Consider the following 23,001-nt stretch of genomic DNA (forward strand, 5'->3'; position numbering starts at 1 on the left):
TGTTTTCCTATCAGGCAGCGAGGCGCCGGTAAAGCTGTATGAGGTCGGATGCGTTCGCGGCGACCAGTGCCCGAGCTTCGTCTTTGCAGACGCTGTTGCCCAGCAGCTTCACCTGGTCAGCGCCGGAGATTGGCTTCCAGTACAGCTGGCCGGTTTCCTCATCAAGGAACAGCCCGCGGTCGATGATGTAGTCGGCCCGGAACCCTTGGGCGCGCTTCAGCTCGTGCGGCTTGAGCATGCGCAGGGTAATGTCAACCATCACGTAATCGCCGACCATCACAACGTCGGCGTGCTCGGTGAAGTGCTGCGGCAGGTACCTGCGCATGAAGGCTGCGCACTTGTAGGCTGCTGCATTGTCACGCTCAAGCTGGGCCTGTTCGTGATCGCCCTCACCGCGGCAAACACCGCACAAATCGCGCTGGAGCGGATAACCGACGCTGGAGACGTCGATCCGGATTGGCCAGGATTCGACTACATCGAGAGCAACTCAGCATCCCTGCAGCTGGATAGTTCCACTCTCGAGGGGGACTGGGCTGGCGCCTACGCCGGCTGCCCGGTTGGCGAACTGGCGACTTCGTTCGAATTCGATGTGATGTGCCCGCAAGGCCTGGCCAGCGTGGACAAGAAGGGACGGGTCAACAGCTGGTCCGTCACGTATGAAGTTCAGTGGCGTGACATGGCGACAGCGGGTGCCTGGTCGTCTTATCGCGAAACGATCACCCGTGCCACGCTCGATCAGATCGCGTTTACTCGCAAACTTGATCTGGCATACCCAATGCGACCTGAAATCAGGATGCGGCGCATCGGGGCGAAATCGACCGAAACAAACGTTCAAGACATGATCCAGTGGTACGGGCTTCGTTCGCGGTTGCCAAGCCCAGCTTCGTACCCGGGCGTCACCACGATATCGATTGCCGTGGCGGGTGGGGGGCGACTGGGCGCCCAGTCGGAAAACCGGGTATCTGTCGTAGGCACTCGAATCCTGCCAACCCGGGAAAACGGTCAATGGACAGAGAAGCGGCCTGTGCGCGACCTTGTCGCGCCGTTCTGCTATGTGGCCAAGAAGGCCGGCTATCAGGACGCTGACCTCGATCTGATGGAAGTCGACGCACTCGCAGAGGGGGTGAATGAGAACTTTGAGTTGGGTGAGCGCTTAGATGGGGTAGAGCGAATGCCAGAGATGGGTTAATGTTGCCGCATTTAAATATGAGCTAACGGTATGGAACGGAAAATCCACTCGAAGCTGATCGGGTATACAATTTTTTCCCTTTGGGCATTGCTGTTTCTCAGTGCAGCGAGCTGGGTTTTAGTTGGCTCAGTTTCCTATTGGGTTAAACATGGGTGGCTCCCTCCAGATAGTTCAGGTTGGGCCCAAGCAATCGGTGGTCTGTTGGCAGTAATTGTCGCTATCACTGTTCCTGCGTTTCAAAATTTCAGCCAGTCTCGACAGCTGAAGGAAAAGGAAGAACTTGTTCGCTTGGAGGGAATCCAAGCGACGAGAGCTTTAGTCGAGCATGTTTTGCGTGTACAAAAGCGACTTCTCAGTGCACTCAAACTGCTTGGCTCTCAAAAAGGTATATATAGTCCGCTGGCAGATGCCAAGGCCGAATCTCACGAAGCTATACAAGCTGCGGCAATGTTACGAGAAATCTCGGTTGTTGACTTGAATATTCAAATGGTTCATTTCGTAGTCAGGCTGCGGGAGGTCGCCAATTTTGGTGAATTCGCCGGGAATCAGCATGACCACTACCAGTTGCTGGGGTATGCAAACCCAGATGTAGTAAGTCAGCTTCAGAGAAATACAGAAACTTTGAATAAGTGGGTGGAGGAGTTGGATGACCTGGAAGCTTTTGCGAAGTGAGTTCGATTGAGAGCTTACGCGGCTTGGAGTACCGCTTCTATCACCCGCTGCCCAGCCAGCGGCGGAAACGCATTGCCAGCCATGTGCATGGTCAGCCGGTGGTTTTCAGGCCGCAGGGTATCAGCCGGGAACGACATGGCGGCCAAGGCCTCGCTGGCGCTGAGCATTCGCATGCGGTCGCCGTCGACCAAGGCCCAGCGGTCCAGGGTGGTGATGGTGCCGATCGGTCGGTTTATGTCGCAGCCGGTGTTGCCGGAGCCATTGCCGTAGTAGGGCATGATGAACCGGTCGCCGAAGCGCTGGCGCCCGTTTCGCGCTCGGTCGAGCGTGGCCTGGGCCCGGCCTGGCTTCTCGATCTGCGACCACCGACCGGCGTCGAAGTCGAGGAAGCTCGCTGCCGGCACATGCCGTTCCTGTGGCAGCTGCAGCATCAGCGGCGCTTTGCTGCGGGTCAGCACGATGAACAGTCGCACCCTGTGCTGCGGCACTCCGAGGTCGGTGCAGTCGACGATATGCGGAGCGGCCTGATACCCCAGCGCCTGGACCGCTTGCAGCCATGCCGGGTAGAGCACCCAGTCGGTGAACTTTGGCACGTTCTCGATCACCGCCGCTTGTGGCCGGTGGAACTCAAGGGCTGACACCGGTGCCCAGGCCGTAGAGCGCGAAGCATCATGCTCAGGGTTGCCCGACTTCTTGCTGCGGGCCTTGGCGTGTCCTTGGCAGCAGGGCGATGCGAGTAGGATGTCGTGTGCTGGTACTTGCTCCCAGCGTGCCTGGTGCAAGTCCTGGCAGACGTGCTGCGTGTCGGGGTGGTTGGCGCTGTGCCATTCAACGGCCACGGGCCAGTGGTTTGCCGCCCAGAGAACATGGACGCCTGCGACGCGCGCGCCGATGTTCCATCCGCCGAGGCCGACGAAAAGGTCAATTGCTGTGGTCACGTTGCATTCCTTACGTGTAGGCGCGCTGCCCTCGTTGGGGCGCAGCGAAAGCTGAGTGAGACGGAGCGGGGTGCAGCATTGATGAGGATTGGCCGCGTTAGGACAAAATTCTGGTAGTCTCAGGCTTGCTATCTATTCGACGCGAGCCAAATGAAATGACCCTTAAAATCAAAGAAGCTGTCCAGATTGCAATTGACAACGTTGTTGAGCTTTTTTCTGAGCAAAAGCTGTCAAGCGTATTGCTAGAAGAAGTAGCTCGGGATAGCGAAGGCAATTTTTTAATTACTGTAGGCTTTGAAAGAGCCGCCCCGAGACGGGCAGGTAACGCGCTGGCCGGTGGCATAGGGGCCCTCCTGTCTACGCAAAGGGCCTATAAAGTAGCGTTTATCGACAAGGAAACTGGCGAACTAATTTCGGTAAAAGATCGGCTGCTTGAAAAATAATGTCCCGAAAAATAGTGCTGGACACTAATCTTCTTATCTTGCTTGTGGTTGGGTTGTATGAGCCTAACTACATATCTCAGCATAAGAATTTGCAAGATTATTCGTTGCGAGACTTTGAAGATTTGATTGTTCTAATCGACGGGGCTGACATCGTTGTTACAACTGCTGTGCTTGCAGAGGCAAGCAATTTGCTTTGGCAAACCTCGCCACCACACAAGCAAAATCTCCGGCGGGTTCTGGGCGAGCTTATTTCAAAGTCCATGGAGCACCGCCCCGTTTCAATACAAGTGGCTGAATCAACACATTTTATGCAGTTAGGTCTTACTGACGCCGGAATTCTAGAGCTTCCAGCAGGATCCGGAGTTATTCTTACCGTAGATCTTGACCTGCACTTGGCTGCGCTTGAAAAGGGCCTCGAAACGGAGAATTTTACCCACTATCGCGATTTCTCTTGAACCAAAAAGTTCATGAAGGTCAGCTGTGACGCCCCCTCCCTAGAGGGGGCGCCTGATTGGTTACTTGGCGTCGAAGGTGCCTAGGGATAGCTTCGCGGCGGTACCAACCTTGTCGTTGAGAACAGCCTTGAACTCTTGAGCAATGGCCTCGCGCTGGGCTTCTTCACCAATCCAGCGCAGTTTCAGCACCGGTTGAGAGCCGCCGGTGATGACGGAGACGCACAAGCGGATCATCCCAAAGTAGATACAGGTAATCCACTTCCCTCAGGTCAGACACTTGATCGGGGCTCCAGTGATGTTTGTTGATCAGGTAAAGCTGGAGCGCCTGCTCCGTAGTCAGGTGCCCCCAGAGTGCCAGCGGTTCTTTGGCGATTTTTTCTGCAAAGCACAGAAGCTTGTAGTGACCAAGCGCTTGGTGCTCCGCCTGATATCGATTCGCTCCCGGCCAGCTCAGGTCTGGCTTGTCCCTGAGCTCGTCTGCAAAGCGAGAAACCAGCTTCTCCCACTCTGCCCGGTAATTGATCCGGGGAAGTTTCATGTCCGGTCTCCTTGGACCTTGTTGTGTGGAAGCAAAAAGCTACCACGGATGCACCGGACACCCATAACGCCCGAACTGCGGACATAAAAAAACCGGGTGGCAGCCCGGCTTCTTCAACAGCAACAAACGAGGTCCATTATGCACTTGGCAATGGATGCTAGCAATACCGCGCCTTTGTCCGTAACAAATAGGAGTGGAGACAGCTAATCTGTCTGCGCTTACTGCTTTGCCACACTCAACGCCCAGCCCAGCCCAGCCCAGCGCTGGGCTTTTTGCATTTGGTTCGCGGAGTCGTGATATCTTTTTGCCTCTATTTGTGGAGGCAGGGAATGAAGGTCAAGAACTGGAATGGCTGGGAGTACGATTGGCTAAAACTGGTGGATCACTATCGCGATGCGCCGGCATTACCTGGTGTCTATATCGTCTGTGCGGATCGCGCAATCGCACGCGCTGTTGGAGTCGACGACAATGGGATCCTTACGGTTGGTGAGTCGGACAACTTGAGACGTCGGCTTGCTGCCTTTGTCCGATGTGCAGGAACGAAAGGCGCTACTGGGCACATGGCGGGTTGGCGGTTCAACTTTGCTTCGTTCGAAAAAATGTTCCCTCTGGATACGCTATGGGTGAGCTGGTATCCCACTATCGACAAAGCGGCGGCATACGCGAAGGAGGGAGAAATGCTTGGGCTGTACCTAGCCGAGCATTACGAGCTCCCGCCCCTCAACTACAAGTTCAACTGGTCTCCCCAAGAGCGGTGACAGATGGCTCCGGCCCGCGCAGTGTTTTGCATCTGCCAAGAAGATAGGTCAAATGGATCAATCTTGGCCTCTTCGGCTTTGCGCACAATGCTCTCTGTTTGCTGGGTGCGAAGCAGCCTTCAATAATGAAGGGGTGTGCTGCTCGGTTGGGAGGAGTGTTGATTGGAAAATCTGCTCAGGCTTGGTCTATGCCATAGAAATTGCCTTGATCATGCTGGCCGCACTTTCAGTGGGGCGAACGTTTGATCACCTGCCGGGCCTTGGGCGGGTATTCCCGCCAAGGGTCCGGCAGCGAGGTATACGCTGTACTTCAAAGCTTAGAAACATCCGCCTCAACGACATCAGCCGCTGGCGCCTCAGTGCTGGTGGCCAGTTCCGTAGGAAGGGTAGAAAAGGTCACGGCATATTTGCCCAAGTCGTTTTCCTGCCGCTGGAAGCTGATCGCCACCTTGTCTCCTTTCCAGTTCATCACCTCCGTCAGATAGGAGGCCCCGGACTTCATCTTGATCCACTGGCTCTTCTGCTCGGCAGGTTCACCAAAGCGTTCGGTCAGCATGTCCGTGACCAAGTAGAGACTATTGGCATTGCCGCTGAAGACCAGCTCGCGCACCTGCCCGCCCGACAGGGTGGCGATCAGGTTGTAGCCTGGCGATATGGGCAGGTAGGGGAGGCCATGGATCTCAAAGCGGTTCGGGTCGGCGGTCGCTACCCGGCAGGGCTCGGTGGGGCGGGTTTCGTCGGTTGGGCATTCTGCGACTTGCTGCAGGAAATCACCTTGCAAATCGACGCCGAGAAATGAGCTCGGTTCCTGTGCCCAAACGCGTCCGGCCTGGCTGGAATCTGCCCAGGCAGGGTGGATGAGGAGCAGGCTTGCCGAAGCGGCCAAAAAAAATAGAGGCCTCATGGGGTCCGTCCTTGTGAGGTAAAAAAAGGATTCAGCGCCACAGGATACGCGCCCGCGCAGCAGGTTCAAATGCTGTCGGAGTGCCATTGCGGCGAAGTAGCGGTCCTGCGTAACAGACGAGAGGAACACGAAAAAGTTTAAGGCAACGCCAGAAAATGTGAGACGCATCACATTTTCTGGCTTAAAAAGGCGATCTTTCTGGCAGGCAAAGAAAACCCGCCATCAGAGGCGGGTTGAAAGAACGTACGAAGCCTGTGCATTGTGCTCGGGATGATGTCAGAAATTCGTGAAGAGCATGTCCAGAGTCTGTCGAAATGCCGCAATGATGGGCTTGTCCACGGCTGATGCGATAGGGCGCAAAAAAGAGCCCGCCATGGGGCGGGCAAGGACGTTTGAAGGGAGAGCATCCAGGCTAGCTGGCAGGGGGTTAAGCCAGCGTTAAGCACGAGCGATTGACCTGGCGCTCGGATCGCCCTATACAGGCGGGCGCTAACCTCAGGAGCCAGGCATGCACGACGAAGACGACCTTCCCGAACCCGAGCACGATCATCTGCTCGATCATGAATTCCTCTACGACGACTTCGACCCGGAGGCCGATGCCCAAGGTGCCTTGGATGAAGCCGAGGAAGACGAAGCGCTGCTGGATGATTTCGACGATGAGGACCACCCGGCCTGGCACGACGAGGTCGACGACAATTGAGGCCTGCGATACGCAGGCCTCTTTGCAGGTAGCCTCACCGCGAGGCGCGTCCGGCCAGGCGTCAACGGCGATCGAGCGAGAAGCGTCCGGCGCCGGTCAGGGCCAGCAACAGCAGGCCGCCAACGATACTCAGGTTCTTGAAGAACTGGGTCATGTTGGCGCTGCGCTCGGGGTCGACCATGTTCCAGAAGGGGTGGCCGAGCAGCGCCGTGCCCACCACGAACAGCGCGAACAGAAACGCCAGCGGGCGGGTATAGAAGCCCAGGATCAGCAGGATGCCGACGGCGAACTCCATGATCACGGCGATCGCCGCTGCCAGCATCGGGACGGGGGCGCCCAGCGACGTCATGTAGCCGACCGTGCCTTCGAAGCCGGTGAGCTTGCTCCAGCCGGACATGATGAACAGGATCATCAGCAGGACGCGGGCGATCAGGATGATCAGGTCGCGTTGACCTTCGAACAAGGAGTAGCGCATGGCGAGGTTCCAGTGGACGGGGACATGTTCCACTTTAGCAGCCGCTTCGATTTGCGCCGGATGGAAGAAAGGCGCCGCGAGGGCGCCTTTCGAAAGAAGATGGTGCGAGTGGCGGGACTCGAACCCGCAAGGCTGACGCCGACAGATTTTAAGTCTGCTGTGTATACCAATTCCACCACACTCGCACGCTTGAAAGGGTCGTGGCGACCGGCGCGCTTCAGGGCAGAAGGGCCTGGCAATCAAGCGCGCTTTATAACCCATCGTTATAGCCGAGTCAACCACACCGCGTCTTCCAGGCGGATATGGGCAGGGATTGGATATGTCCGTTGACACCTTGCTGTCACTGGGCCACTGTTACGTCATTGGATCCAATGGGTACGCAATCATGCCTTCGGCCACGCCGTCCTCCACCCCTGCGCGTATCGTCCGGCCGAAGCTGTTCTGGCGCTTGTTGTTCCTCCAGGTCTATCTGTTGGCGATTTTCCTCTATCTGAGCCTGATGGCCTTGGGCGGTTACCTGCTGATGCTGGGCTTCGACGAGCCGCGCCCGGAGGCGCAACGGCTGATGGCCCTCGGGGGAGGGGGCGCGATCATGCTGGTTTGCCTGTGGCTGCTGAAGGTGGCGCTGCCGCGGCGGCTCAGCCCTCAGGTGGTCGAGCGGGAAAGCTGACGAGCGTCTCATGCAAACCGGGCGGTGAGCCTGCAATGGGCTTGCCGCATGATCAGGCCTGCGCGCAGCTGTCTATCCTGTATCGGTACCCATACACTACGCTCAATCAATATGTCCCCTGCGGTGCCCGTGGAGCTTGCATGGTTTCAGCCGACCGCCCCAACCAGCCGGAAATCCCCACCAACCTCTACGAACGGCTGGTCCAGTCGGTGTTGGACTACGCCATCTACATGATCGATCCCACAGGTACCGTGGTGTCCTGGAATGCCGGTGCCGAGCGGATCAAGGGCTACCGTGCCGATGAAGTGATCGGCCAGCATTTCTCATTGTTCTTCACGCCCCAGGATCGTGCCGACGGGCGTCCCGAATATTTGCTGCGCCAGGCCCTGGAGCAGGGGATGGCCCAGGATGAAGGCTGGCGGGTACGCAAGGATGGCACGCAGTTCTGGGCCCTGGCTGCGCTGGATGTGATTCGCGACGAGGCTGGGCGGATCATCGGCCTGGCCAAGGTCACCCGCGACATCACCGACCGCCGCGAATCGATGCTGCAACTCGATGCCATCCGCGTCCAGTTGTTCCAGGCGCAGAAGCTCGAGGCCCTGGGCCAGTTGACCGGCGGGCTGGCCCACGACTTCAACAACCTGCTGACCATCATCCTCAGTTCCGCCCGCCTGGCCCTGGGCAGCCAGGATTCGCAACGGGTGCAGCGCCTGCTCCAGCACATCCTCGATGCCGGCCAGCGCGGCACCCAGCTGACCCGGCAACTGCTGACCTTCGCCCGCAACCGGCAAATGAGCGTCACGCGCATCGCTCCGGCTGAACTGATCGACTCCACCCGTGGTCTTCTGGAGCATGCCCTGGCCAGTGACATCGAACTGGAGGATCGGGTGGAGCCGGACCTGCCGCTGATCGAAGTGGATGCCGGGCAGTTGCAGATGGTCCTGCTCAACCTGCTGTTCAATGCCCGCGATGCCATCGAAGGCCAGGGGCGTATCCGCCTGGAGGTGGGCTGTGTGGAGCTGGCGGGCGAGGTGGAAGGATTGCAAGGGCGTTTCGTGCGTTTCGATGTGCACGACACCGGCCAGGGCATAGCGCCAGAGGTGTTGCCGCGCATCTTCGAGCCGTTCTTCACCACCAAGGCGTTCGGCAAGGGTACCGGCCTGGGGCTCAGCCAGGCCTATGGTTTCGCCAGGCAGAGCAATGGCGCCATCTGCGTGGCCAGCCAGGTGGGCGAGGGGACGAGCATGAGCCTCTACCTGCCGGCTTGCCCAGGCGCCCCCGACCCCGATCACAACGAGTAGACAACATGGCAGAACCACTCAAGCGGCTGGCGACGGGAATCGAAGGGCTCGATACCCTGCTCAAGGGGGGGCTGGTGGCGGGCGCCTCCTATATCGTCCAAGGCCCGCCGGGAGCAGGCAAGACCATCCTGGCCAACCAGCTGGCCTGCGGCCATGTGCGGGACGGTGGGCGGGTGCTGGTGGCGACCTTGCTCAGCGAGTCTCACGAGCGGTTGTTCCAGTACCTGTCGACCCTGGCGTTCTTCGATCCGGCGCTGGTCGGCGACCCGATCCAGTTCGTCAGTGCCTTCGACACCCTGGAGCAGGAAGGGCTCGATGCCGTGGTCAGGCTGTTGCGCCAGGAGATCGCCCGGCAGCAGGCCAGCCTGCTCATCGTCGACGGCCTGCTCAATGCAAGGGTACGGGCCGAAACCAGCCTCGACACCAAGAAGTTCGTTTCCGAGCTGCAGGGGCATGCGGCGTTCGCCGGGTGCACGGTGCTGTTGCTGACCAGTGCACGGGTGCAGGAGGGCAGCCCGGAGCACACCATGGTCGATGGGGTGATCGAGCTGGGCGAGCACCTGGTGGGCAGCCGCGCCGTGCGCCAGATCCAGCTGCGCAAGACGCGTGGCAGTGGCGCGTTGTCAGGCCTGCACGAGTGTCTGATCAGCGAGGCCGGCTTGCAGGTCTACCCGCGCCTGGAGGCCTTGTACAGCCACCCGAGCCAGATGGGGTCGGAAACCTTCAGCCGGGTCACCACTGGCATCACGGCCCTGGACGAGATGCTCGGCGGTGGCGTGGGCAAGGGTTCGGTCAGCCTGGTCATGGGGCCTTCGGGCATCGGCAAGACCTCCTTGGGGCTGGCCTTTCTCGCCGCCTCCAGCCACGAGGCGCGCGGCTTGCACTTCGGCTTCTACGAAACCCCGGCGCGGCTGCGCCTGAAGGCCACTGCGCTGGGCCATGACATTGCCATGCTGGAGCGCCAGGGCGACCTCGAGCTGTGCTGGCAGCCGACCACCGAAGGGCTGCTGGACCAGGTCGGTGCCCGCTTGCTCGAACGGGTCCAGGCGCTGGGGGCCCAGCGCGTGGTGATCGACAGCCTGGGCGCCTTCAGCCGGCTGGCGGTCGATCCGGCGCGGCTCAATGCGTTCTTCCGGGCATTGACCGGCGAGTTGCGCGCCCGCGATGTCAGCGTCCTGTTGACGTGGGAAATGCGCGATATCTTCGGCTCGGAAATCACGGCCCCGGCGCCGGACCTGTCGAGCATCGTCGACAACCTGCTGTTGATGCGCTTCGTCGAGCTGGATTCGCAACTCAGGCGCATGGTCTCCATCCTCAAGGTGCGCGACAGCCACCATGATCCGGCCCTGCACGAGCTGTGCCTGGGCCCGCAGGGCATCACCCTGCGCAAGGCCTTCGAGGGCGCCAGCGGCGTGCTTTCCGGCACGGCGGTGCCCCAAGGGGGCGACTGATGGGATAGCGCGATGAACACCATCCTGATCGTCGACGACGAGTACCTGATAGCCGACATCCTCGGGTTCGCCCTGGAGGATGAGGGGTTTCTCGTCGAGAAGGCCAGCAACGGCCGCAAGGCACTGGACGCGCTCAAGGACAAGCGGGTGGAGCTGGTGATCACCGACTACATGATGCCGGTGCTCAATGGCGAGGAGCTGGTCAGGGCGATTCGCGAGGAGTTGCAGTTGCCGGACTTGCCGGTGATCCTCATGAGCGGCGCGCAAGCCAGCCAGGGCCGCATCTGCCCGGAGCTGTTCGCCGCGGTATTCGACAAGCCCTTCGACATGGACAGGATGATCGCCAAGGTGCGCGAACTGCTGGGCACCTGAAAGGTGGCCCGCCGGGGCGGGTGGGGCGTCGGTCAAGCGCATCCGTGCGGCTCGAGACTTTAAGGAAGGTCAGTGCTGGTCGTCGTTTTTCTCCGGTGCCGGATTGCCGGCCTGGATGCGCTTGAAGATCTCTTCGCGATGGACCTGGACATCCTTTGGCGCATCGATGCCGATCCTCACTTGCATCCCTTTGACTCCCAGAATGGTGACTTTGATGTCATCGTCGATGACGATGCTTTCGCCAACCTTGCGGGTGAGTATCAGCATGTAGTTCTCCTTGGTGATGATGAAATCCGCACGGCCAGGTGCCGTGGCGGTGGGAGCTTGTCCCTCTTCCTTCTCATTAAAGACGCTTTCGGCGCAGAGTAATTCCCCTGCAGACAAATTCTGTTGCCTGTCTTTAGTCGCAGGCGCCGACCAAGGCTCGAGGCAGTCAATCGGCGAAGGTGCTCGGTGGCAAGGATAGGGTGCTTGCGTCCATATGGGAAATTTCTCTGCTTGATAGCGTAAATAGTCGGGCTCAATGATCGTTTATATGTCCAGCGCCTGCAGAAAATGCAGCGATCGAGCGCTATTGTGGCGCTGCCCATGAGCATCTTCAGGCCGGGATGGGTATCGTCGACAGCGTGCTGGTTCGCGAGCAGTGGGCCGTCGGGCATCGGCGGGGTCCATCGGCCAGTGGCTGAAACAATGGATAACGCGCGTTCGGTCGATGCTCAGCCCAACAGCGCCACCGACTTGATCTGCGCCCACAGTGCCTGGCCCGGGTGCAGGCCGAGCTGGTCCGCCGAGTAGCGGGTGATACGTGCAAGCAGGGCATTGCCGGCGGCGTCCAGGCTCACCATGACATGGGCCGGGTTGTCTGCCGGGCGGCATTCACGGACCCGTACCGGCAGCCGGTTGAGGATGCTCGAGGCGCCGTCGGCGGTAAGTGCCAGGCTGACGTCGCGGGCCTGCACCTTGAGCCTGAGGGTACTGCCCACCACCTGGGCAGGATGGGCGATGCGCAGCACAGGACCGTCGTTGCCCGGCAGGCGCAGGTCGAACAGTTCGTAGTGCGGGTCATGGCCGACGACCACGCCTTCGAGCACCACGCCGGCATCCTCGCCTTGGGCCAGGGGCAGGTCGAGGCGGGCCAGGGTCTGGCCGATCGGCCCGCTGGCCGTGGCCTGGCCCTGTTCCAGCAGTACCAGGTGGTCGGCCAGGCGGGCGACCTCGTCCTGGGCATGGCTGACGTACACCAGGGGGATGTCCAGTTCGTCGTGCAGGCGCTCCAGGTAAGGCAGGATCTCGCGTTTGCGGGGAGCATCGAGGGCGGCCAGGGGTTCGTCCATCAGCAGCAGCCGAGGGCTGCTGAGCAGCGCCCGGGCAATACCGACCCGCTGCGCCTCGCCCCCGGAGAGGGTGGCCGGCCTGCGCTCGAGCAAGTGGCCGATCCCCAGCAGCTCGCAGGCCTGCTCCAGGCTGACCTTGCGTTCATGGGGCGCGATCCGCCGCCAGCCGAAGGTCAGGTTGCCACGCACCGACAGGTGCGGGAACAGGCTGGCCTCCTGGAACACATAGCCCACCGGGCGCTTGTGTGGTGCCAGGAAATAGCCGCAGGCGCTGTCTTCCCAGACCTCGCCGTTGACTTCGATGTAGGCGCTGGCGGCACGCTCCAGCCCGGCCAGGCAGCGCAGGCAGGAGGTCTTGCCCGAGCCCGAATGGCCGAACAGCGCACTGATCCCGCGGCCAGGCAGGTGCAGGTCGACATCCAGGGTGAAATCGCCGCGCGCCAGCTTCAGGCGCGCCAGTATCGATGAAGGCATGTCAGCTCCAGCCAGCCTTGCCGCGGCGGCCAGCATAGAGCACGAGCAACACCAGGAAGGAGAACACCAGCATGGCGCCGGCCAGCCAGTGTGCTTGCGGATAGGCCATGGCCTCGACGTGATCGAAGATCTGCACCGAGACCACGCGGGTCTTGTCGGGGATGTTGCCACCGATCATCAGCACCACGCCGAACTCCCCCACGGTGTGGGCGAAGCCCAGGATACTGGCGGTGACGAAGCCCGGTCGGGCCAGCGGCAGCACCACGTGAACGAAGGTGTCCCAGGGGCTGGCGCGCAGGGTGGCGGCCACCTCCAGTGGACGCTGGCCGATGGCGCCGAAGGCGTTCTGCAGGGGTTGCACCACGAACGGCATGGAGTAGACCACCGAGCCGATCACCAGCCCTGTGAAACTGAACACCACGCTGCCCAGGCCCATGGCCTGGGTGGCCTGGCCGATCCAGCCATGGGGGCCGAGGGCGATCAGCAGGTAGAAGCCGATCACCGTCGGTGGCAGCACCAGCGGCAGGGCTACCACCGCACCGATCGGCCCGCGCAGCCAGGAGCGCGTGCGGGCCAGCCACCAGGCGATGGGCGTGCCCACTATCAGCAGGATCAGGGTGGTCAGGCTGGCCAGCTTGATGGTCAGCCAGATCGCGCCCAGGTCACTGGCGTCCAGTGGCATCAGATTTCATAGCCGTAGGACTTGATCAGCGCGGCCGCTTTCGGGCCCTTGAGGTAGTCGACCAGAGCCTTGGCGGCCGGGTTGTCCTTGCCCTTGTCGAGGATCACGGCATCCTGGCGGATCGGCTCGTGCAGCTCGGCGGGGACGATCCAGGCCGAACCGCTCTGGACCTTGCCATCCTTGTAGATCTGCGACAGGGCGACGAAGCCCAGCTCGGCATTACCGGTGGAGACGAACTGGAAGGCCTGGGTGATGTTCTGGCCTTCGACCAGCTTGGCCTTGGTGGCTTCGGTCAGTTGCAGCTTGTCCAGCACCTGGGTGGCCGCCAGGCCGTAGGGTGCGGTCTTGGGGTTGGCGATGGACAGGTGGCGGTATTCGTTTTTCTTCAGGACCTCGCCCTTGTCGTCGACATAGCCGGGCTTGGCCGACCACAGGGCCAGGGTGCCGATGGCATAGGTGAAGCGCGAGCCTGGGACGATCTGTTTTTCCTGTTCCAGCTTGGCGGGTGTGGTGTCGTCGGCGGCGAGGAACACCTCGAACGGTGCGCCGTTCTTGATCTGCGCGTAGAACTGGCCAGTGGCGCCGTAGGCGGCGACCAGCTTGTGGCCGGTGTCTTTCTCGAAGTCCTTGGCGATGGCCTGGATGGGCGCGGTGAAGTTCGCCGCGACCGCCACCTGGACTTCATCGGCCCAGGCGCTGTTGAGGGAGACCAGGCTGGCCAGGGCACTGGCGGCCAGGTGGGACAGGCGGATACGCATGGGGACAGCTCCTTGGGATGGTTTTCGTTATGTGGCGGAATATATAGCGATAAGCCATCCGTCGGGAAGGGGCGGGCGGGGGATTTGTGGGTAGTACAGGGCCCATTCGCGAGCAAGCCCACAGGGGCGCGGTGCTCACGAATCATGTGCCCGGCAGAGGGCTTTGGGGCGCGAGCGGCCCCACATGGCAGTGCTCAGCGCCCCATCTGTTCCAGCGCCTTGTCAGCCATCTCCCGGGTCAACTCGCCAGCCGACCGCTGTCGCCCCAGGCGCAGCGCCTGGCCCGCCCACAGGTTGCTGAAGTCGCTGTTGCCCTGCGGGTCGCGAATCGCCCGCAATGGCATCAGCGCCCCTCCAGCCAGGGGGAAGTGCGGTGCCAGTGGGCTCATCGGCCCCAGCTCACGCATGATGCGGTTGTTGATGCCCCGGGCAGGACGGCCGGTGAACAGGTTGGTCAGTGCCGTGTCGCTGGCCGGCGCGCTGTCCAGGGCGCGGCGGTGCGCCGGCGACACCTTAGCCTGCGGGCAGAACAGGTACGCGGTGCCGACCTGCACCGCCGAGGCGCCGAGCGCCAGGGCGGCGACCAGGCCACGGTGGTCGCCGATACCGCCGGCGGCGATCACCGGCAGGCGCACCGCGTCCACCACCTGGGGCACCAGGGCGAAGGTGCCGATCTGGCTGGTGATGTCGTCGCTGAGGAACATGCCGCGGTGGCCGCCGGCTTCATAACCCATGGCGATGATCGCATCGCAGCCGTTGGCCTCCAGCCATACCGCTTCCTCTACCGTGGTGGCGCTGGACAGCACCTTGGCGCCGCTGGCCTTGACCCGTTGCAGCAGGTCGGCGCGGGGCAGGCCGAAATGAAAACTCACCACCTCCGGGCGCAGTTGCTCCACCAGCTGGCAGCTCTGCTCATCGAAGGGCGCGCGGTTGGATACCGGGGTCGGGGCGTCGAAGTCGGCGCCCACCTCCTCGTAGTACGGCTTGAGCGCCTGCTTCCAGCGTGCCTCGCGCTCGGCATCGGGCGCTGGCGGCTGGTGGCAGAAGAAATTCAGGTTGAGCGGGCCCTGGCAACTGGCGCGGAAGGCCTCGATCTCGCCACGCACCTGCTCGGCAGAGAGCATGGCACAGGGCAGGGCGCCCAGCCCGCCGGCATTGCCCACGGCGATGGCCATGGCCGAGCCGGTGGCGCCGGCCATGGGGGCCTGCAGGATGGGCAGTTGGATGCCCAGCAAATCGAGGATACGGCGGTCTGGCCAGGTGCTCATGCGCTACTCCTGTCAAAGGGGGTTGCCGGTCAAAGGGCCTTGCTGACCTGGATGTCGCTGATCTTCTCGGCGTCCTCGCCGTGGATCTTGCGCAGCGCTTCCAGGGCCTGCTCGTGGGAGGCGTCGGGCATCACGGCGAAGTCCCAGCGGCGCTCGCCGTCGAGCTTGTACTTGATGACGTATTTGATGGTCTGGGTCATGGCGGGCCTTATCCGAGTTTCGACGACGAGCGACGGATGATCTTGATCTTGTGGGTGAAGGTCGGCTTGCGCGTCACCGAGATCGGCCGTGGGCTCACGGTATCGATGGTGATGTTCCAGAAACCGGTGCTGGGCACGGTGATCTTGGCCGGGAAGCGCACGAAGTGGCCACCGTGGTAGGTGTGCCGGCCGCCGTTCTTGAAACTGCGGAAATTGGCGTCGTTCATCAGGCGGATGTTGCAGCGCTGGGAACACTCGATGACGACCACGTCGTCCTCGTTGAGGTGTTCGCGCTGGTGTACGAATTTCATGTGATGCTCCGCAAGGGTCGGTTTTGCAAAGACGAAAGATACCACGATGTCGGGGTGCGCTTGCGCCTGCCATGGCCGGCACGGGGATAAATCCGCCAAAGCCGGGAGCAAATCGGCCCGGCCGTTGTCCAACGGTTCCTGTGTGATGTCTGTGTGATGCAAGGGGTAGATCGAATGAAGTGGGTGGTGGCGGCGGTGTCGTTGGCGTTGGGTGGTTGTGTCAGCGTTTCGGAGCTGGAGCAGTCGAGGGAAACGCTCGACGTGATTTCCGGAAAGACACCGCGTGAGTATGCCGATTGCGTCAAGTCCAGGCTGGCCGACAGCCGTGATCCGTTGGTGGAGGAGCCGCGTGGCGACGGCCTGCGCCTGATCGTGCCGCAGAAGCTGGCCGCTGGTGCCGGCCCTGCGGCACTGGTGGATATCGACAAACGCGGCAGCGGCAGCAGCATCAAGCTGCACGAGCGGCTGAACAACTTCCCCCTGCGCCTGGGTGACGTGCGTACTGCGGCTACCCAGTGCATCTCCGGTTCTTGATCCAGCTCAGCAAATGAGCGATTAGCAGGCGGACTGCCATTCTCCTTGTCCGGTGGGCGTTGTTCCCCACCGGCGATAGGCCTACTATTTTCAGGCTTATATCGTTTAAGCCTAAGCTTATAACAAGGAAATGGAGCGTCCCGTGATGAACCCGTTGAGTCGTGTCGTGATCGGCAGCCTGCTGATCCTGGCCTGGCCTTCGGCGCATGCCGTCGATGGCCAGAAAGTCTTCACCCAGGGCGGGCAGAACCCCGCCGCCATGGCCTGCCTGGGCTGCCATGGCCCGGATGGCAAGGGCATCGCCGCCGCCGGCTTCCCGCGCCTGGCCGGCCTGCCGGCTGGATACCTGAGCAAGCAACTGGATGATTTCCGCGCGGGCAGCCGCAAGCAGGCGGTCATGGAGCCGCTTGCCAAGGCATTGAGCGATGAGGAAATCAAGGCTGTCAGCGCCTACCTGGCCAGTATGCCGGCCGACCCCGCACCTGACCTGCGCCGCCAGCAGATGGCCACGGACCCTGTGTCCAGGCTGGCGCTGTACGGCGACTGGAGCCGGCAGATACCCGGCTGTGTGCAGTGCCACGGCCCAGGCGGCAGCGGTGTTGGCGAACACTTCCCGCCGCTGGCCGGGCAGCCGGCCGCCTACCTGGTGGCGCAACTCGACGCCTGGCGCGACGGCAGCCGTCGCAACGACCCCAATCAGTTGATGGTCGGTGTGGCCAAGGCCATGACCGACGAGGAGGTCAAGGCGATCGCCGCGTTCTTCGCCCAGCCCGCCAGCCAGGAGGTCAAGCCATGAAACCGATGCTTCCAGCCCTGTTGCTGATTGCCCTGGGCAGCGCCCAGGCGGCGCCCATCGCGATGGAGGACCAGTCCCAGCTCAAGGTGCCCGGCAGCCAGGCGGCCCCGGTGTTCACCCCGCCGGCGGAGAGCGACCTGCCCGACAACGCCTTCGGCCAGATGGTCCGCGAGGGCCATGCGCTGTTCGTCGATACCCGTCGGCTGATGCCCGAGGCGGTGGGCAACGGCATGAACTGCAGCAACTGCCACCTCGACCAGGGGCGCCTGGCCCATTCCGCGCCGCTGTGGGGCGCCTACCCGATGTACCCGGCCTATCGCAAGAAGAACGACAAGGTCAACACCTACGCCGAGCGTATCCAGGGCTGCTTCCAGTTCAGCATGAACGGCACGCCGCCGGCCGCCGACAGCCCGCAGATGACCGCCCTCAGCGTGTACTCCTACTGGCTGGCGACCAAGGCAGCCACCGGCGTGGAGAGCCCGGGCCGTGGTTACCCCGAAGTGCCACAGCCCAAGGGGGGCTATGACTTCACCCGGGGCCAGCAGGTCTACCGTGAGCAGTGTGCGATCTGTCACGGCGACCAGGGCGAGGGGCAGAAGGTGGCCGGTGAATACGTGATGCCGCCGTTGTGGGGCAAGGACTCCTACAACTGGGGCGCCGGCATGCACCGGATCAACACCGCGGCGTCCTTCATCAAGCACAACATGCCCCTGGGGCGGCCTGGCAGCCTGAGCGACCAGCAGGCCTGGGACGTGGCGGCCTGGATCAATCGCCATGAGCGGCCCCAGGATCCGCGTCTGGTGGAAGGCTCGATCGAGAAGACGCGGCTGAAGTTCCATGCCAACGACGGGGTCAACCTGTACGGGCAGAAGGTCGATGGCGTGCTGGTCGGGCAGGGGACTGGCGGCTGATCGTGGCAACGGGGCTGCTTTGCAGCCCTGGATGTCTGGGTGGTGTTCCCTACCGTTGTCACATCCCCGCCCCCAGGTTGTCACAGCCCTGCAATGGCGCCTGGGGTGCAATGGCTGCAATCTTCGCAAGGGAGCGTGGCCATGGAACTCTGTGTGATCGGGGCGGGGTATGTGGGGCTGGTCACGGCGGCGTGCTTCGCCGAAATGGGCAACCGCGTGGTCTGCCTGGAGCGCGATTCGGCGCGCCTGGCACAGTTGCGCCAGGGCCAGTGCCCGATCTACGAGCCCGGCCTGCACGCCTTGCTGCAGGCCGGGCTGCGCGCTGGCCTGCTGAGTTTCACCGAGCAGTGGGAGTTGGCCTTGGCCAAGGTCGACGTGGTGTTCATCGCTGTCGGCACACCGAGCCAAGAAGATGGTTCGGCGGACCTGCAGCATGTGCTGGCGGTGGCCGACAGCCTCGCTCGCCACCTCACCCGGCCGTGCCTGGTGGTGAACAAGTCGACCGTCCCCGTGGGCACCGCCGAGCGGGTGGGCCAGCGCATCGCCAGCGGCCTGCGCGAGCGCGGCGCACGCTTTGCCGTGGAGGTCGCGAGCAACCCGGAGTTCCTCAAGGAAGGCAGCGCCGTCGACGACTTCATGCGCCCGGACCGCATCATCATCGGCAGCGACAGCGAGCAGGCCAGCCAGTGCTTGCAGCGGCTCTACGCACCCTTCGTGCGTAACCGCGAGCGGGTGCTGGTGATGTCGCCGCGGGCCGCGGAATTCAGCAAGTACGCCGCCAATGCCTTCCTCGCCGCCAGGATCTCCCTGGTCAACGAACTGGCCGGGCTCTGCGCGCGCCTGGACGTGGACATCGAGCAGGTACGCCGGGGTATCGGCAGCGACCGGCGCATCGGCAGCCACTTCATCTATGCCGGCTGCGGCTACGGTGGTTCGTGCTTCCCCAAGGACATGCGGGCATTGATCCACTGCGCCGAGCAGGCCGGCTACCCGCCTGACATCCTGCGTGCCGTGCAGGCGCGCAACGATGTGCAGAAGACCATGCTGTTCCAGGCCCTGCGGCAGCACTTCGGTGGTTTTTTGCGCGGGCGCAACGTGGCGATCTGGGGGCTGGCCTTCAAGCCGGGGACCGACGACCTGCGCGAGGCGCCCGGCCTGGTGCTGCTGGATGCCCTGCTGGCAGCAGGCGTACAGGTCCAGGCCTGCGACCCGGCGGCGCTGCCAGGGGTCGCCGCGCGCTACCCGCAGGCCCTGGCCTCGGGCCAACTGCACCTGACGCACGACCCCTATGCCTGTGTCGAAGGCGCCGACGCCCTGGTACTGGTGACCGAGTGGAAGCAGTTCCGCCAGCCGGACTTCCCGCGTGTGCGTGGCCTGATGCGCATGCCGGTGCTGTTCGATGGGCGCAATATTTACGATCCCTCGGAACTATCTACACTGGGTTACCTCTATCATGGCATCGGTCGGCCACGGGCGGGGCATTGTAAGGTGACTGCCGCCTGATTAGACTGCGCCGAACTCCACAGGCCCAGCCTTTGTTTTAAGGACGTATATGATCAAGAAATGCTTGTTCCCGGCAGCCGGTTACGGCACCCGCTTCCTGCCCGCTACCAAAGCCATGCCCAAGGAAATGCTGCCGGTGGTGAACAAGCCGCTGATCCAGTATGGCGTCGAAGAGGCGCTGGATGCCGGCCTGAACGAGATTTCCATCGTCACCGGCCGCGGCAAGCGCGCCCTGGAAGACCACTTCGACATCAGCTACGAGCTGGAGACCCAGATCAAGGGCACCGACAAGGAAAAATACCTGGTCGGCATCCGTCGCCTGATCGAGGAGTGCTCGTTCTCCTATACCCGCCAGACCGAAATGAAGGGCCTGGGCCATGCCATCCTCACCGGCCGCCCGCTGATCGGCGACGAGCCCTTCGCCGTGGTCCTGGCCGATGACCTGTGCGTCAACCCGGAAGGCGACGGCGTGCTGACCCAGATGGTCAAGCTGTACAATCAGTTCCGTTGCTCGATCGTCGCCATCCAGGAGGTCGATCCGCAGGAGACCAACAAGTACGGCGTGATTTCCGGCGAGATGATCCGCGATGACATCTACCGGGTGAACACCATGGTCGAGAAACCCAAGCCGGAAGATGCCCCGTCCAACCTGGCGATCATCGGCCGCTACATCCTGACCCCGGACATCTTCGACATCATCAAGAACACCGATCCGGGCAAGGGTGGCGAGATCCAGATCACCGACGCCCTGATGCAGCAGGCGCAGAACGGTTGCGTGATCGCCTACAAGTTCAAGGGCAAGCGTTTCGACTGCGGGGGCGCCGAAGGCTACATCGAGGCGACCAACTTCTGCTTCGAGAACTACTACAAGGCCGGCAAGGCTTACTGAGCCTCGAGCCATGAGCGGCGAGCGGGCGGCGGTGTGACCGCCGTTTCTTGCAGCGTGAAGCTTGCAGCTCGCCACAAAAAGAGCCACCCTCGGGTGGCTTTTTTTGTGGAGTCTGGATTGTGGCCTACGATTTTGATCTGTTCGTGATTGGCGCCGGTTCCGGCGGTGTGCGTGCGGCGCGCTTCGCTGCGGGCTTCGGCGCGAAGGTGGCGGTGGCCGAGAGCCGCTACTTGGGAGGGACCTGTGTCAACGTCGGTTGCGTGCCGAAGAAGCTGCTGGTCTACGGCGCCCATGTGGCCGACGAGCTCGAGCAGGCCGCAGGCTTCGGCTGGACCCTGGAAGAGGGGCATTTCGACTGGGGCACGCTGATCGCCAACAAGAACCGCGAGATCGAGCGGCTCAATGGCATCTACCGCAACCTGCTGGTCAACAGCGGCGTGACCCTGCTGCAAGGCCATGCGCGCCTGACCGGCGCCCATGAGGTCGAAGTCGAGGGCCAGCGCTATACCGCCGAGCACATCCTCATCGCCACCGGCGGCTGGCCGCAGGTGCCGGACATCCCGGGCAAGGAACTGGCGATCACCTCCAACGAGGCCTTCTACCTCAAGGCGCTGCCACGGCGCATCCTGGTGGTCGGTGGCGGCTACATCGCGGTGGAGTTCGCCGGTATCTTCCAGGGGCTGGGCGCCAGTACCACCTTGCTGTATCGCGGCGACCTGTTCCTGCGGGGCTTCGACGGCTCGGTGCGGAGCCACCTGAAGGAAGAGCTGGAAAAGCGCGGCCTGGACCTGCAGTTCAACAGTGACATCCAGCGCATCGACCAGCAGGACGATGGCAGCCTCAAAGCCACTCTCAAGGACGGTCGCGAACTGGTCGCCGATTGCGTGTTCTATGCCACCGGCCGCCGCCCGATGCTCGACGACCTGGGCCTGGAGAACACCGGCGTTGAGCTCGACACACGCGGCTTCATCCGCGTCGATGAGCAGTACCAGACCACCGAGCCATCGATTCTCGCCATCGGCGATGTGATCGGCCGTGTCCAGCTCACCCCGGTGGCCCTGGCCGAAGGCATGGCCGTGGCGCGCCGGTTGTTCAAGCCCGAGCAGTACCGCCCGGTGGATTACCAGAACATCCCCACCGCGGTGTTCAGCCAGCCGCCGATCGGCACCGTGGGCCTGACCGAGGAGCAGGCGCTGGAGGCCGGGCACAAGGTGCAGATCTTCGAGAGCCGCTTCAGGCCGATGAAGCTGACCCTGACCGACATCCAGGAGAAGACCCTGATGAAGCTGGTGGTCGATGCCGAGACCGACAAGGTCCTGGGATGCCACATGGTCGGGCCGGACGCCGGCGAGATCATCCAGGGCCTGGGCATCGCCCTCAAGGCCGGTGCGACCAAGCAGCAGTTCGACGAGACCATCGGCGTGCACCCGACGGCGGCCGAGGAGTTCGTGACCCTGCGTACGCCTGCCCGCTGACCTGCAATGCCTATTCGCGGGCTTGCCCCGATGCCCTGGCAGTTGGGGCCGCTTTGCGCCCCATCGCGGGCAAGCCCGCTCCCACAGGGGCCGCGTAAAGCCCCTATCAGTTCTCTGCGTGACAGCGCAGCCCAAAGACTGGGTAATCTCCCACAGGTACGAGTCGTACCCTAGATGACGCGGTTTGCAGGGACTCTGTGGGAGCCGGCTTCCCGGCGATGGGCTGCAAAGCAGCCCCAGCTGTTTGACTGACAGCCCCGCGCAATCCTTTGCTCAGCTCGAACCCTTCTATTAATAAACCCCGGTTATAGCCAAAACCAATCAGCAGCATGAGGTTTGCCAATGAGCCTTTCCCGGTTCCATTGGTTAGGATTCTCTCCGTCAACGATTTTCAACCCCATGAAGGAGCGTCTCTCATGCCTATCATCAACAGCCAGGTCAAACCGTTCAACGCCACTGCCTACCACAACGGCGAGTTCGTCGAGGTGAGCGAAGCCGACCTCAAGGGCAAGTGGTCCGTCGTGTTCTTCTACCCAGCCGACTTCACCTTCGTCTGCCCGACCGAGCTGGGCGACCTGGCCGACAACTACGAAGAGTTCCAGAAACTCGGCGTGGAAATCTACGGCGTGTCCACCGACACCCACTTCACCCACAAGGCCTGGCACGACACTTCGGAAACCATCGGTAAGATCAAGTACCCGCTGATCGGTGACCCGACCCACGCCATCGCCCGCAACTTCGACGTACTGATCGAGGAAGCCGGCCTGGCCGACCGCGGTACCTTCGTGATCAACCCCGAAGGCCAGATCAAGATCGTCGAGATCAACGACGGTGGTGTAGGCCGTGACGCCAGCGAGCTGCTGCGCAAGGTCAAGGCTGCCCAGTACGTCGCCGCCCACCCGGGTGAAGTCTGCCCGGCCAAGTGGAAAGAAGGCGAGGCCACCCTGGCCCCTTCGCTGGACCTGGTCGGCAAGATCTAAGACCGTGCGCCAGCCGCGGG

General features: G+C 62.3%; 28 protein-coding genes, 1 tRNA gene and 2 pseudogenes. 17 read left to right on the plus strand and 14 right to left on the minus strand.

Going from position 1 to position 23,001, the window contains the following annotated elements:
* Positions 1-10: 10 nt before the first annotated feature.
* Positions 11-352 (minus strand): annotated as a pseudogene (locus ABFA30_RS00170) (DNA cytosine methyltransferase); the annotation flags it as partial.
* A gap of 27 nt (positions 353-379) precedes the next feature.
* Here ABFA30_RS00170 and ABFA30_RS00175 point away from each other — a divergent pair.
* Both ABFA30_RS00175 and ABFA30_RS00180 read left to right on the plus strand, forming a co-directional pair.
* Complete coding sequence (locus ABFA30_RS00175; protein WP_410045025.1) at positions 380-1,189, plus strand: hypothetical protein; 810 nt, start codon at positions 380-382, stop codon at positions 1,187-1,189.
* 30 nt (positions 1,190-1,219) lie between these two features.
* Entirely contained in the window at positions 1,220-1,861 is a 642-nt protein-coding gene (locus ABFA30_RS00180; protein WP_410045026.1) for a hypothetical protein, read from the plus strand.
* A gap of 14 nt (positions 1,862-1,875) precedes the next feature.
* Here ABFA30_RS00180 and ABFA30_RS00185 read toward each other — a convergent pair whose 3' ends face one another.
* Complete coding sequence (locus tag ABFA30_RS00185; RefSeq protein WP_410045027.1) at positions 1,876-2,799, minus strand: DNA cytosine methyltransferase; 924 nt, start codon at positions 2,797-2,799, stop codon at positions 1,876-1,878.
* A 155-nt stretch (positions 2,800-2,954) separates the two neighbouring features.
* Between ABFA30_RS00185 and ABFA30_RS00190 the strand changes: the two genes are divergently transcribed.
* Both ABFA30_RS00190 and ABFA30_RS00195 read left to right on the plus strand, forming a co-directional pair.
* Complete coding sequence (locus ABFA30_RS00190; protein ID WP_410045028.1) at positions 2,955-3,242, plus strand: hypothetical protein; 288 nt, start codon at positions 2,955-2,957, stop codon at positions 3,240-3,242.
* Positions 3,242-3,697 carry a hypothetical protein gene (locus ABFA30_RS00195; protein ID WP_410045029.1) on the plus strand — a complete coding sequence of 152 codons (456 nt, stop codon included), beginning with the start codon at positions 3,242-3,244 and terminating at the stop codon, positions 3,695-3,697. Before ABFA30_RS00190 ends, ABFA30_RS00195 begins: the two co-directional genes overlap by 1 nt.
* 60 nt (positions 3,698-3,757) lie before the next feature.
* Here ABFA30_RS00195 and ABFA30_RS00200 read toward each other — a convergent pair.
* Together ABFA30_RS00200 and ABFA30_RS00205 are read right to left on the minus strand one after the other, a co-directional pair.
* Positions 3,758-3,931: pseudogene (locus ABFA30_RS00200) on the minus strand (DUF2303 family protein); the annotation flags it as partial.
* Positions 3,861-4,235 (minus strand): hypothetical protein, encoded by a 375-nt coding sequence (locus tag ABFA30_RS00205; RefSeq protein WP_410046071.1) that lies wholly within the window; start codon positions 4,233-4,235, stop codon positions 3,861-3,863. The gene ABFA30_RS00205 and the pseudogene ABFA30_RS00200, both read right to left, overlap by 71 nt.
* Positions 4,236-4,564: 329 nt before the next feature.
* Here ABFA30_RS00205 and ABFA30_RS00210 point away from each other — a divergent pair, with 329 nt between their 5' ends.
* Positions 4,565-4,993, plus strand: coding sequence for a hypothetical protein (locus ABFA30_RS00210; protein WP_410045030.1), 429 nt, complete (start codon positions 4,565-4,567; stop codon positions 4,991-4,993).
* Between the two features lie 310 nt (positions 4,994-5,303).
* Here the strand turns inward: ABFA30_RS00210 and ABFA30_RS00215 are convergent, their stop codons facing one another.
* Positions 5,304-6,065, minus strand: coding sequence for a hypothetical protein (locus ABFA30_RS00215; RefSeq protein WP_410045031.1), 762 nt, complete (start codon positions 6,063-6,065; stop codon positions 5,304-5,306).
* A 340-nt stretch (positions 6,066-6,405) separates the two neighbouring features.
* Between ABFA30_RS00215 and ABFA30_RS00220 the strand changes: the two genes are divergently transcribed.
* Entirely contained in the window at positions 6,406-6,597 is a 192-nt protein-coding gene (locus ABFA30_RS00220) for a hypothetical protein (RefSeq protein ID WP_253081183.1), read from the plus strand.
* A gap of 61 nt (positions 6,598-6,658) precedes the next feature.
* On the opposite strand, the gene ABFA30_RS00225 is transcribed toward ABFA30_RS00220, so the two are convergent.
* Together ABFA30_RS00225 and ABFA30_RS00230 are read right to left on the minus strand one after the other, a co-directional pair.
* Positions 6,659-7,072: a DoxX family protein gene (locus ABFA30_RS00225; RefSeq protein ID WP_368815908.1), complete on the minus strand. Its 414-nt coding sequence runs from the start codon at positions 7,070-7,072 to the stop codon at positions 6,659-6,661.
* Positions 7,073-7,172: 100 nt separating this feature from the next.
* Positions 7,173-7,257: transfer RNA gene (locus ABFA30_RS00230), tRNA-Leu, on the minus strand.
* A 200-nt stretch (positions 7,258-7,457) separates the two neighbouring features.
* Between ABFA30_RS00230 and ABFA30_RS00235 the strand changes: the two genes are divergently transcribed.
* The 4 genes from ABFA30_RS00235 (at position 7,458) to ABFA30_RS00250 (ending at position 10,866) form a co-directional block, all read left to right on the plus strand.
* Positions 7,458-7,742, plus strand: coding sequence for a hypothetical protein (locus ABFA30_RS00235; RefSeq protein WP_225790777.1), 285 nt, complete (start codon positions 7,458-7,460; stop codon positions 7,740-7,742).
* Between the two features lie 140 nt (positions 7,743-7,882).
* Positions 7,883-9,043: a two-component system sensor histidine kinase NtrB gene (locus ABFA30_RS00240; protein WP_225790749.1), complete on the plus strand. Its 1,161-nt coding sequence runs from the start codon at positions 7,883-7,885 to the stop codon at positions 9,041-9,043.
* 5 nt (positions 9,044-9,048) lie between these two features.
* Positions 9,049-10,494: an ATPase domain-containing protein gene (locus ABFA30_RS00245; protein WP_253081185.1), complete on the plus strand. Its 1,446-nt coding sequence runs from the start codon at positions 9,049-9,051 to the stop codon at positions 10,492-10,494.
* A 12-nt stretch (positions 10,495-10,506) separates the two neighbouring features.
* Positions 10,507-10,866: a response regulator gene (locus ABFA30_RS00250; RefSeq protein WP_225790747.1), complete on the plus strand. Its 360-nt coding sequence runs from the start codon at positions 10,507-10,509 to the stop codon at positions 10,864-10,866.
* Between the two features lie 69 nt (positions 10,867-10,935).
* On the opposite strand, the gene csrA is transcribed toward ABFA30_RS00250, so the two are convergent.
* The 7 genes from csrA to ABFA30_RS00285 form a co-directional block, all read right to left on the minus strand.
* The gene (gene csrA, locus ABFA30_RS00255) at positions 10,936-11,133 is read right to left on the minus strand and encodes a carbon storage regulator CsrA (protein WP_043211735.1); all 198 of its coding nucleotides are present in this window, start codon (positions 11,131-11,133) and stop codon (positions 10,936-10,938) included.
* Between the two features lie 449 nt (positions 11,134-11,582).
* Positions 11,583-12,674 (minus strand): molybdenum ABC transporter ATP-binding protein, encoded by a 1,092-nt coding sequence (gene modC / locus ABFA30_RS00260; protein ID WP_368815909.1) that lies wholly within the window; start codon positions 12,672-12,674, stop codon positions 11,583-11,585.
* A 1-nt stretch (position 12,675) separates the two neighbouring features.
* Positions 12,676-13,356 carry a molybdate ABC transporter permease subunit gene (gene modB / locus ABFA30_RS00265; protein ID WP_253081187.1) on the minus strand — a complete coding sequence of 227 codons (681 nt, stop codon included), beginning with the start codon at positions 13,354-13,356 and terminating at the stop codon, positions 12,676-12,678.
* Positions 13,356-14,114 carry a molybdate ABC transporter substrate-binding protein gene (gene modA / locus ABFA30_RS00270; protein ID WP_410045032.1) on the minus strand — a complete coding sequence of 253 codons (759 nt, stop codon included), beginning with the start codon at positions 14,112-14,114 and terminating at the stop codon, positions 13,356-13,358. The genes modB and modA overlap by 1 nt, the downstream gene beginning before the upstream one ends.
* Before the next feature lie 194 nt (positions 14,115-14,308).
* A complete protein-coding gene (locus ABFA30_RS00275) occupies positions 14,309-15,382 on the minus strand; it encodes an NAD(P)H-dependent flavin oxidoreductase (RefSeq protein WP_253091425.1) in 1,074 nt (357 codons plus the stop codon).
* Positions 15,383-15,411: 29 nt separating this feature from the next.
* On the minus strand, positions 15,412-15,582 hold the full coding sequence (locus tag ABFA30_RS00280) for a hypothetical protein (protein ID WP_225790742.1): 171 nt from the start codon (positions 15,580-15,582) through the stop codon (positions 15,412-15,414).
* Positions 15,583-15,590: 8 nt separating this feature from the next.
* Complete coding sequence (locus ABFA30_RS00285) at positions 15,591-15,893, minus strand: DUF1883 domain-containing protein (protein ID WP_225790741.1); 303 nt, start codon at positions 15,891-15,893, stop codon at positions 15,591-15,593.
* A 174-nt stretch (positions 15,894-16,067) separates the two neighbouring features.
* On the opposite strand from ABFA30_RS00285, the gene ABFA30_RS00290 reads away from it, so the two are divergent.
* The 7 genes from ABFA30_RS00290 to ahpC all read left to right on the plus strand — a co-directional run bounded on the left by ABFA30_RS00290 (position 16,068) and on the right by ahpC (position 22,981).
* Positions 16,068-16,427, plus strand: coding sequence for a hypothetical protein (locus ABFA30_RS00290; RefSeq protein ID WP_225790740.1), 360 nt, complete (start codon positions 16,068-16,070; stop codon positions 16,425-16,427).
* 145 nt (positions 16,428-16,572) lie between these two features.
* The gene (locus ABFA30_RS00295) at positions 16,573-17,223 is read left to right on the plus strand and encodes a c-type cytochrome (protein WP_225790739.1); all 651 of its coding nucleotides are present in this window, start codon (positions 16,573-16,575) and stop codon (positions 17,221-17,223) included.
* Positions 17,220-18,134: a c-type cytochrome gene (locus ABFA30_RS00300; RefSeq protein WP_225790738.1), complete on the plus strand. Its 915-nt coding sequence runs from the start codon at positions 17,220-17,222 to the stop codon at positions 18,132-18,134. Before ABFA30_RS00295 ends, ABFA30_RS00300 begins: the two co-directional genes overlap by 4 nt.
* Before the next feature lie 141 nt (positions 18,135-18,275).
* Positions 18,276-19,637, plus strand: a complete 1,362-nt coding sequence (locus ABFA30_RS00305) for a UDP-glucose dehydrogenase family protein (RefSeq protein WP_410045033.1) — start codon at positions 18,276-18,278, stop codon at positions 19,635-19,637.
* Positions 19,638-19,686: 49 nt separating this feature from the next.
* Complete coding sequence (gene galU / locus ABFA30_RS00310; protein ID WP_253081190.1) at positions 19,687-20,526, plus strand: UTP--glucose-1-phosphate uridylyltransferase GalU; 840 nt, start codon at positions 19,687-19,689, stop codon at positions 20,524-20,526.
* A 119-nt stretch (positions 20,527-20,645) separates the two neighbouring features.
* Positions 20,646-22,001: a glutathione-disulfide reductase gene (gorA, locus tag ABFA30_RS00315; RefSeq protein WP_225790635.1), complete on the plus strand. Its 1,356-nt coding sequence runs from the start codon at positions 20,646-20,648 to the stop codon at positions 21,999-22,001.
* A gap of 416 nt (positions 22,002-22,417) precedes the next feature.
* On the plus strand, positions 22,418-22,981 hold the full coding sequence (ahpC, locus tag ABFA30_RS00320; RefSeq protein WP_225790636.1) for an alkyl hydroperoxide reductase subunit C: 564 nt from the start codon (positions 22,418-22,420) through the stop codon (positions 22,979-22,981).
* Positions 22,982-23,001 lie beyond the last annotated feature (20 nt).

Origin of the sequence: Pseudomonas sp. HLMP (assembly GCF_046365545.1) — a bacterium.
In the GTDB taxonomy this organism is placed as follows: Bacteria; Pseudomonadota; Gammaproteobacteria; order Pseudomonadales; family Pseudomonadaceae; genus Aquipseudomonas; species Aquipseudomonas guariconensis_B.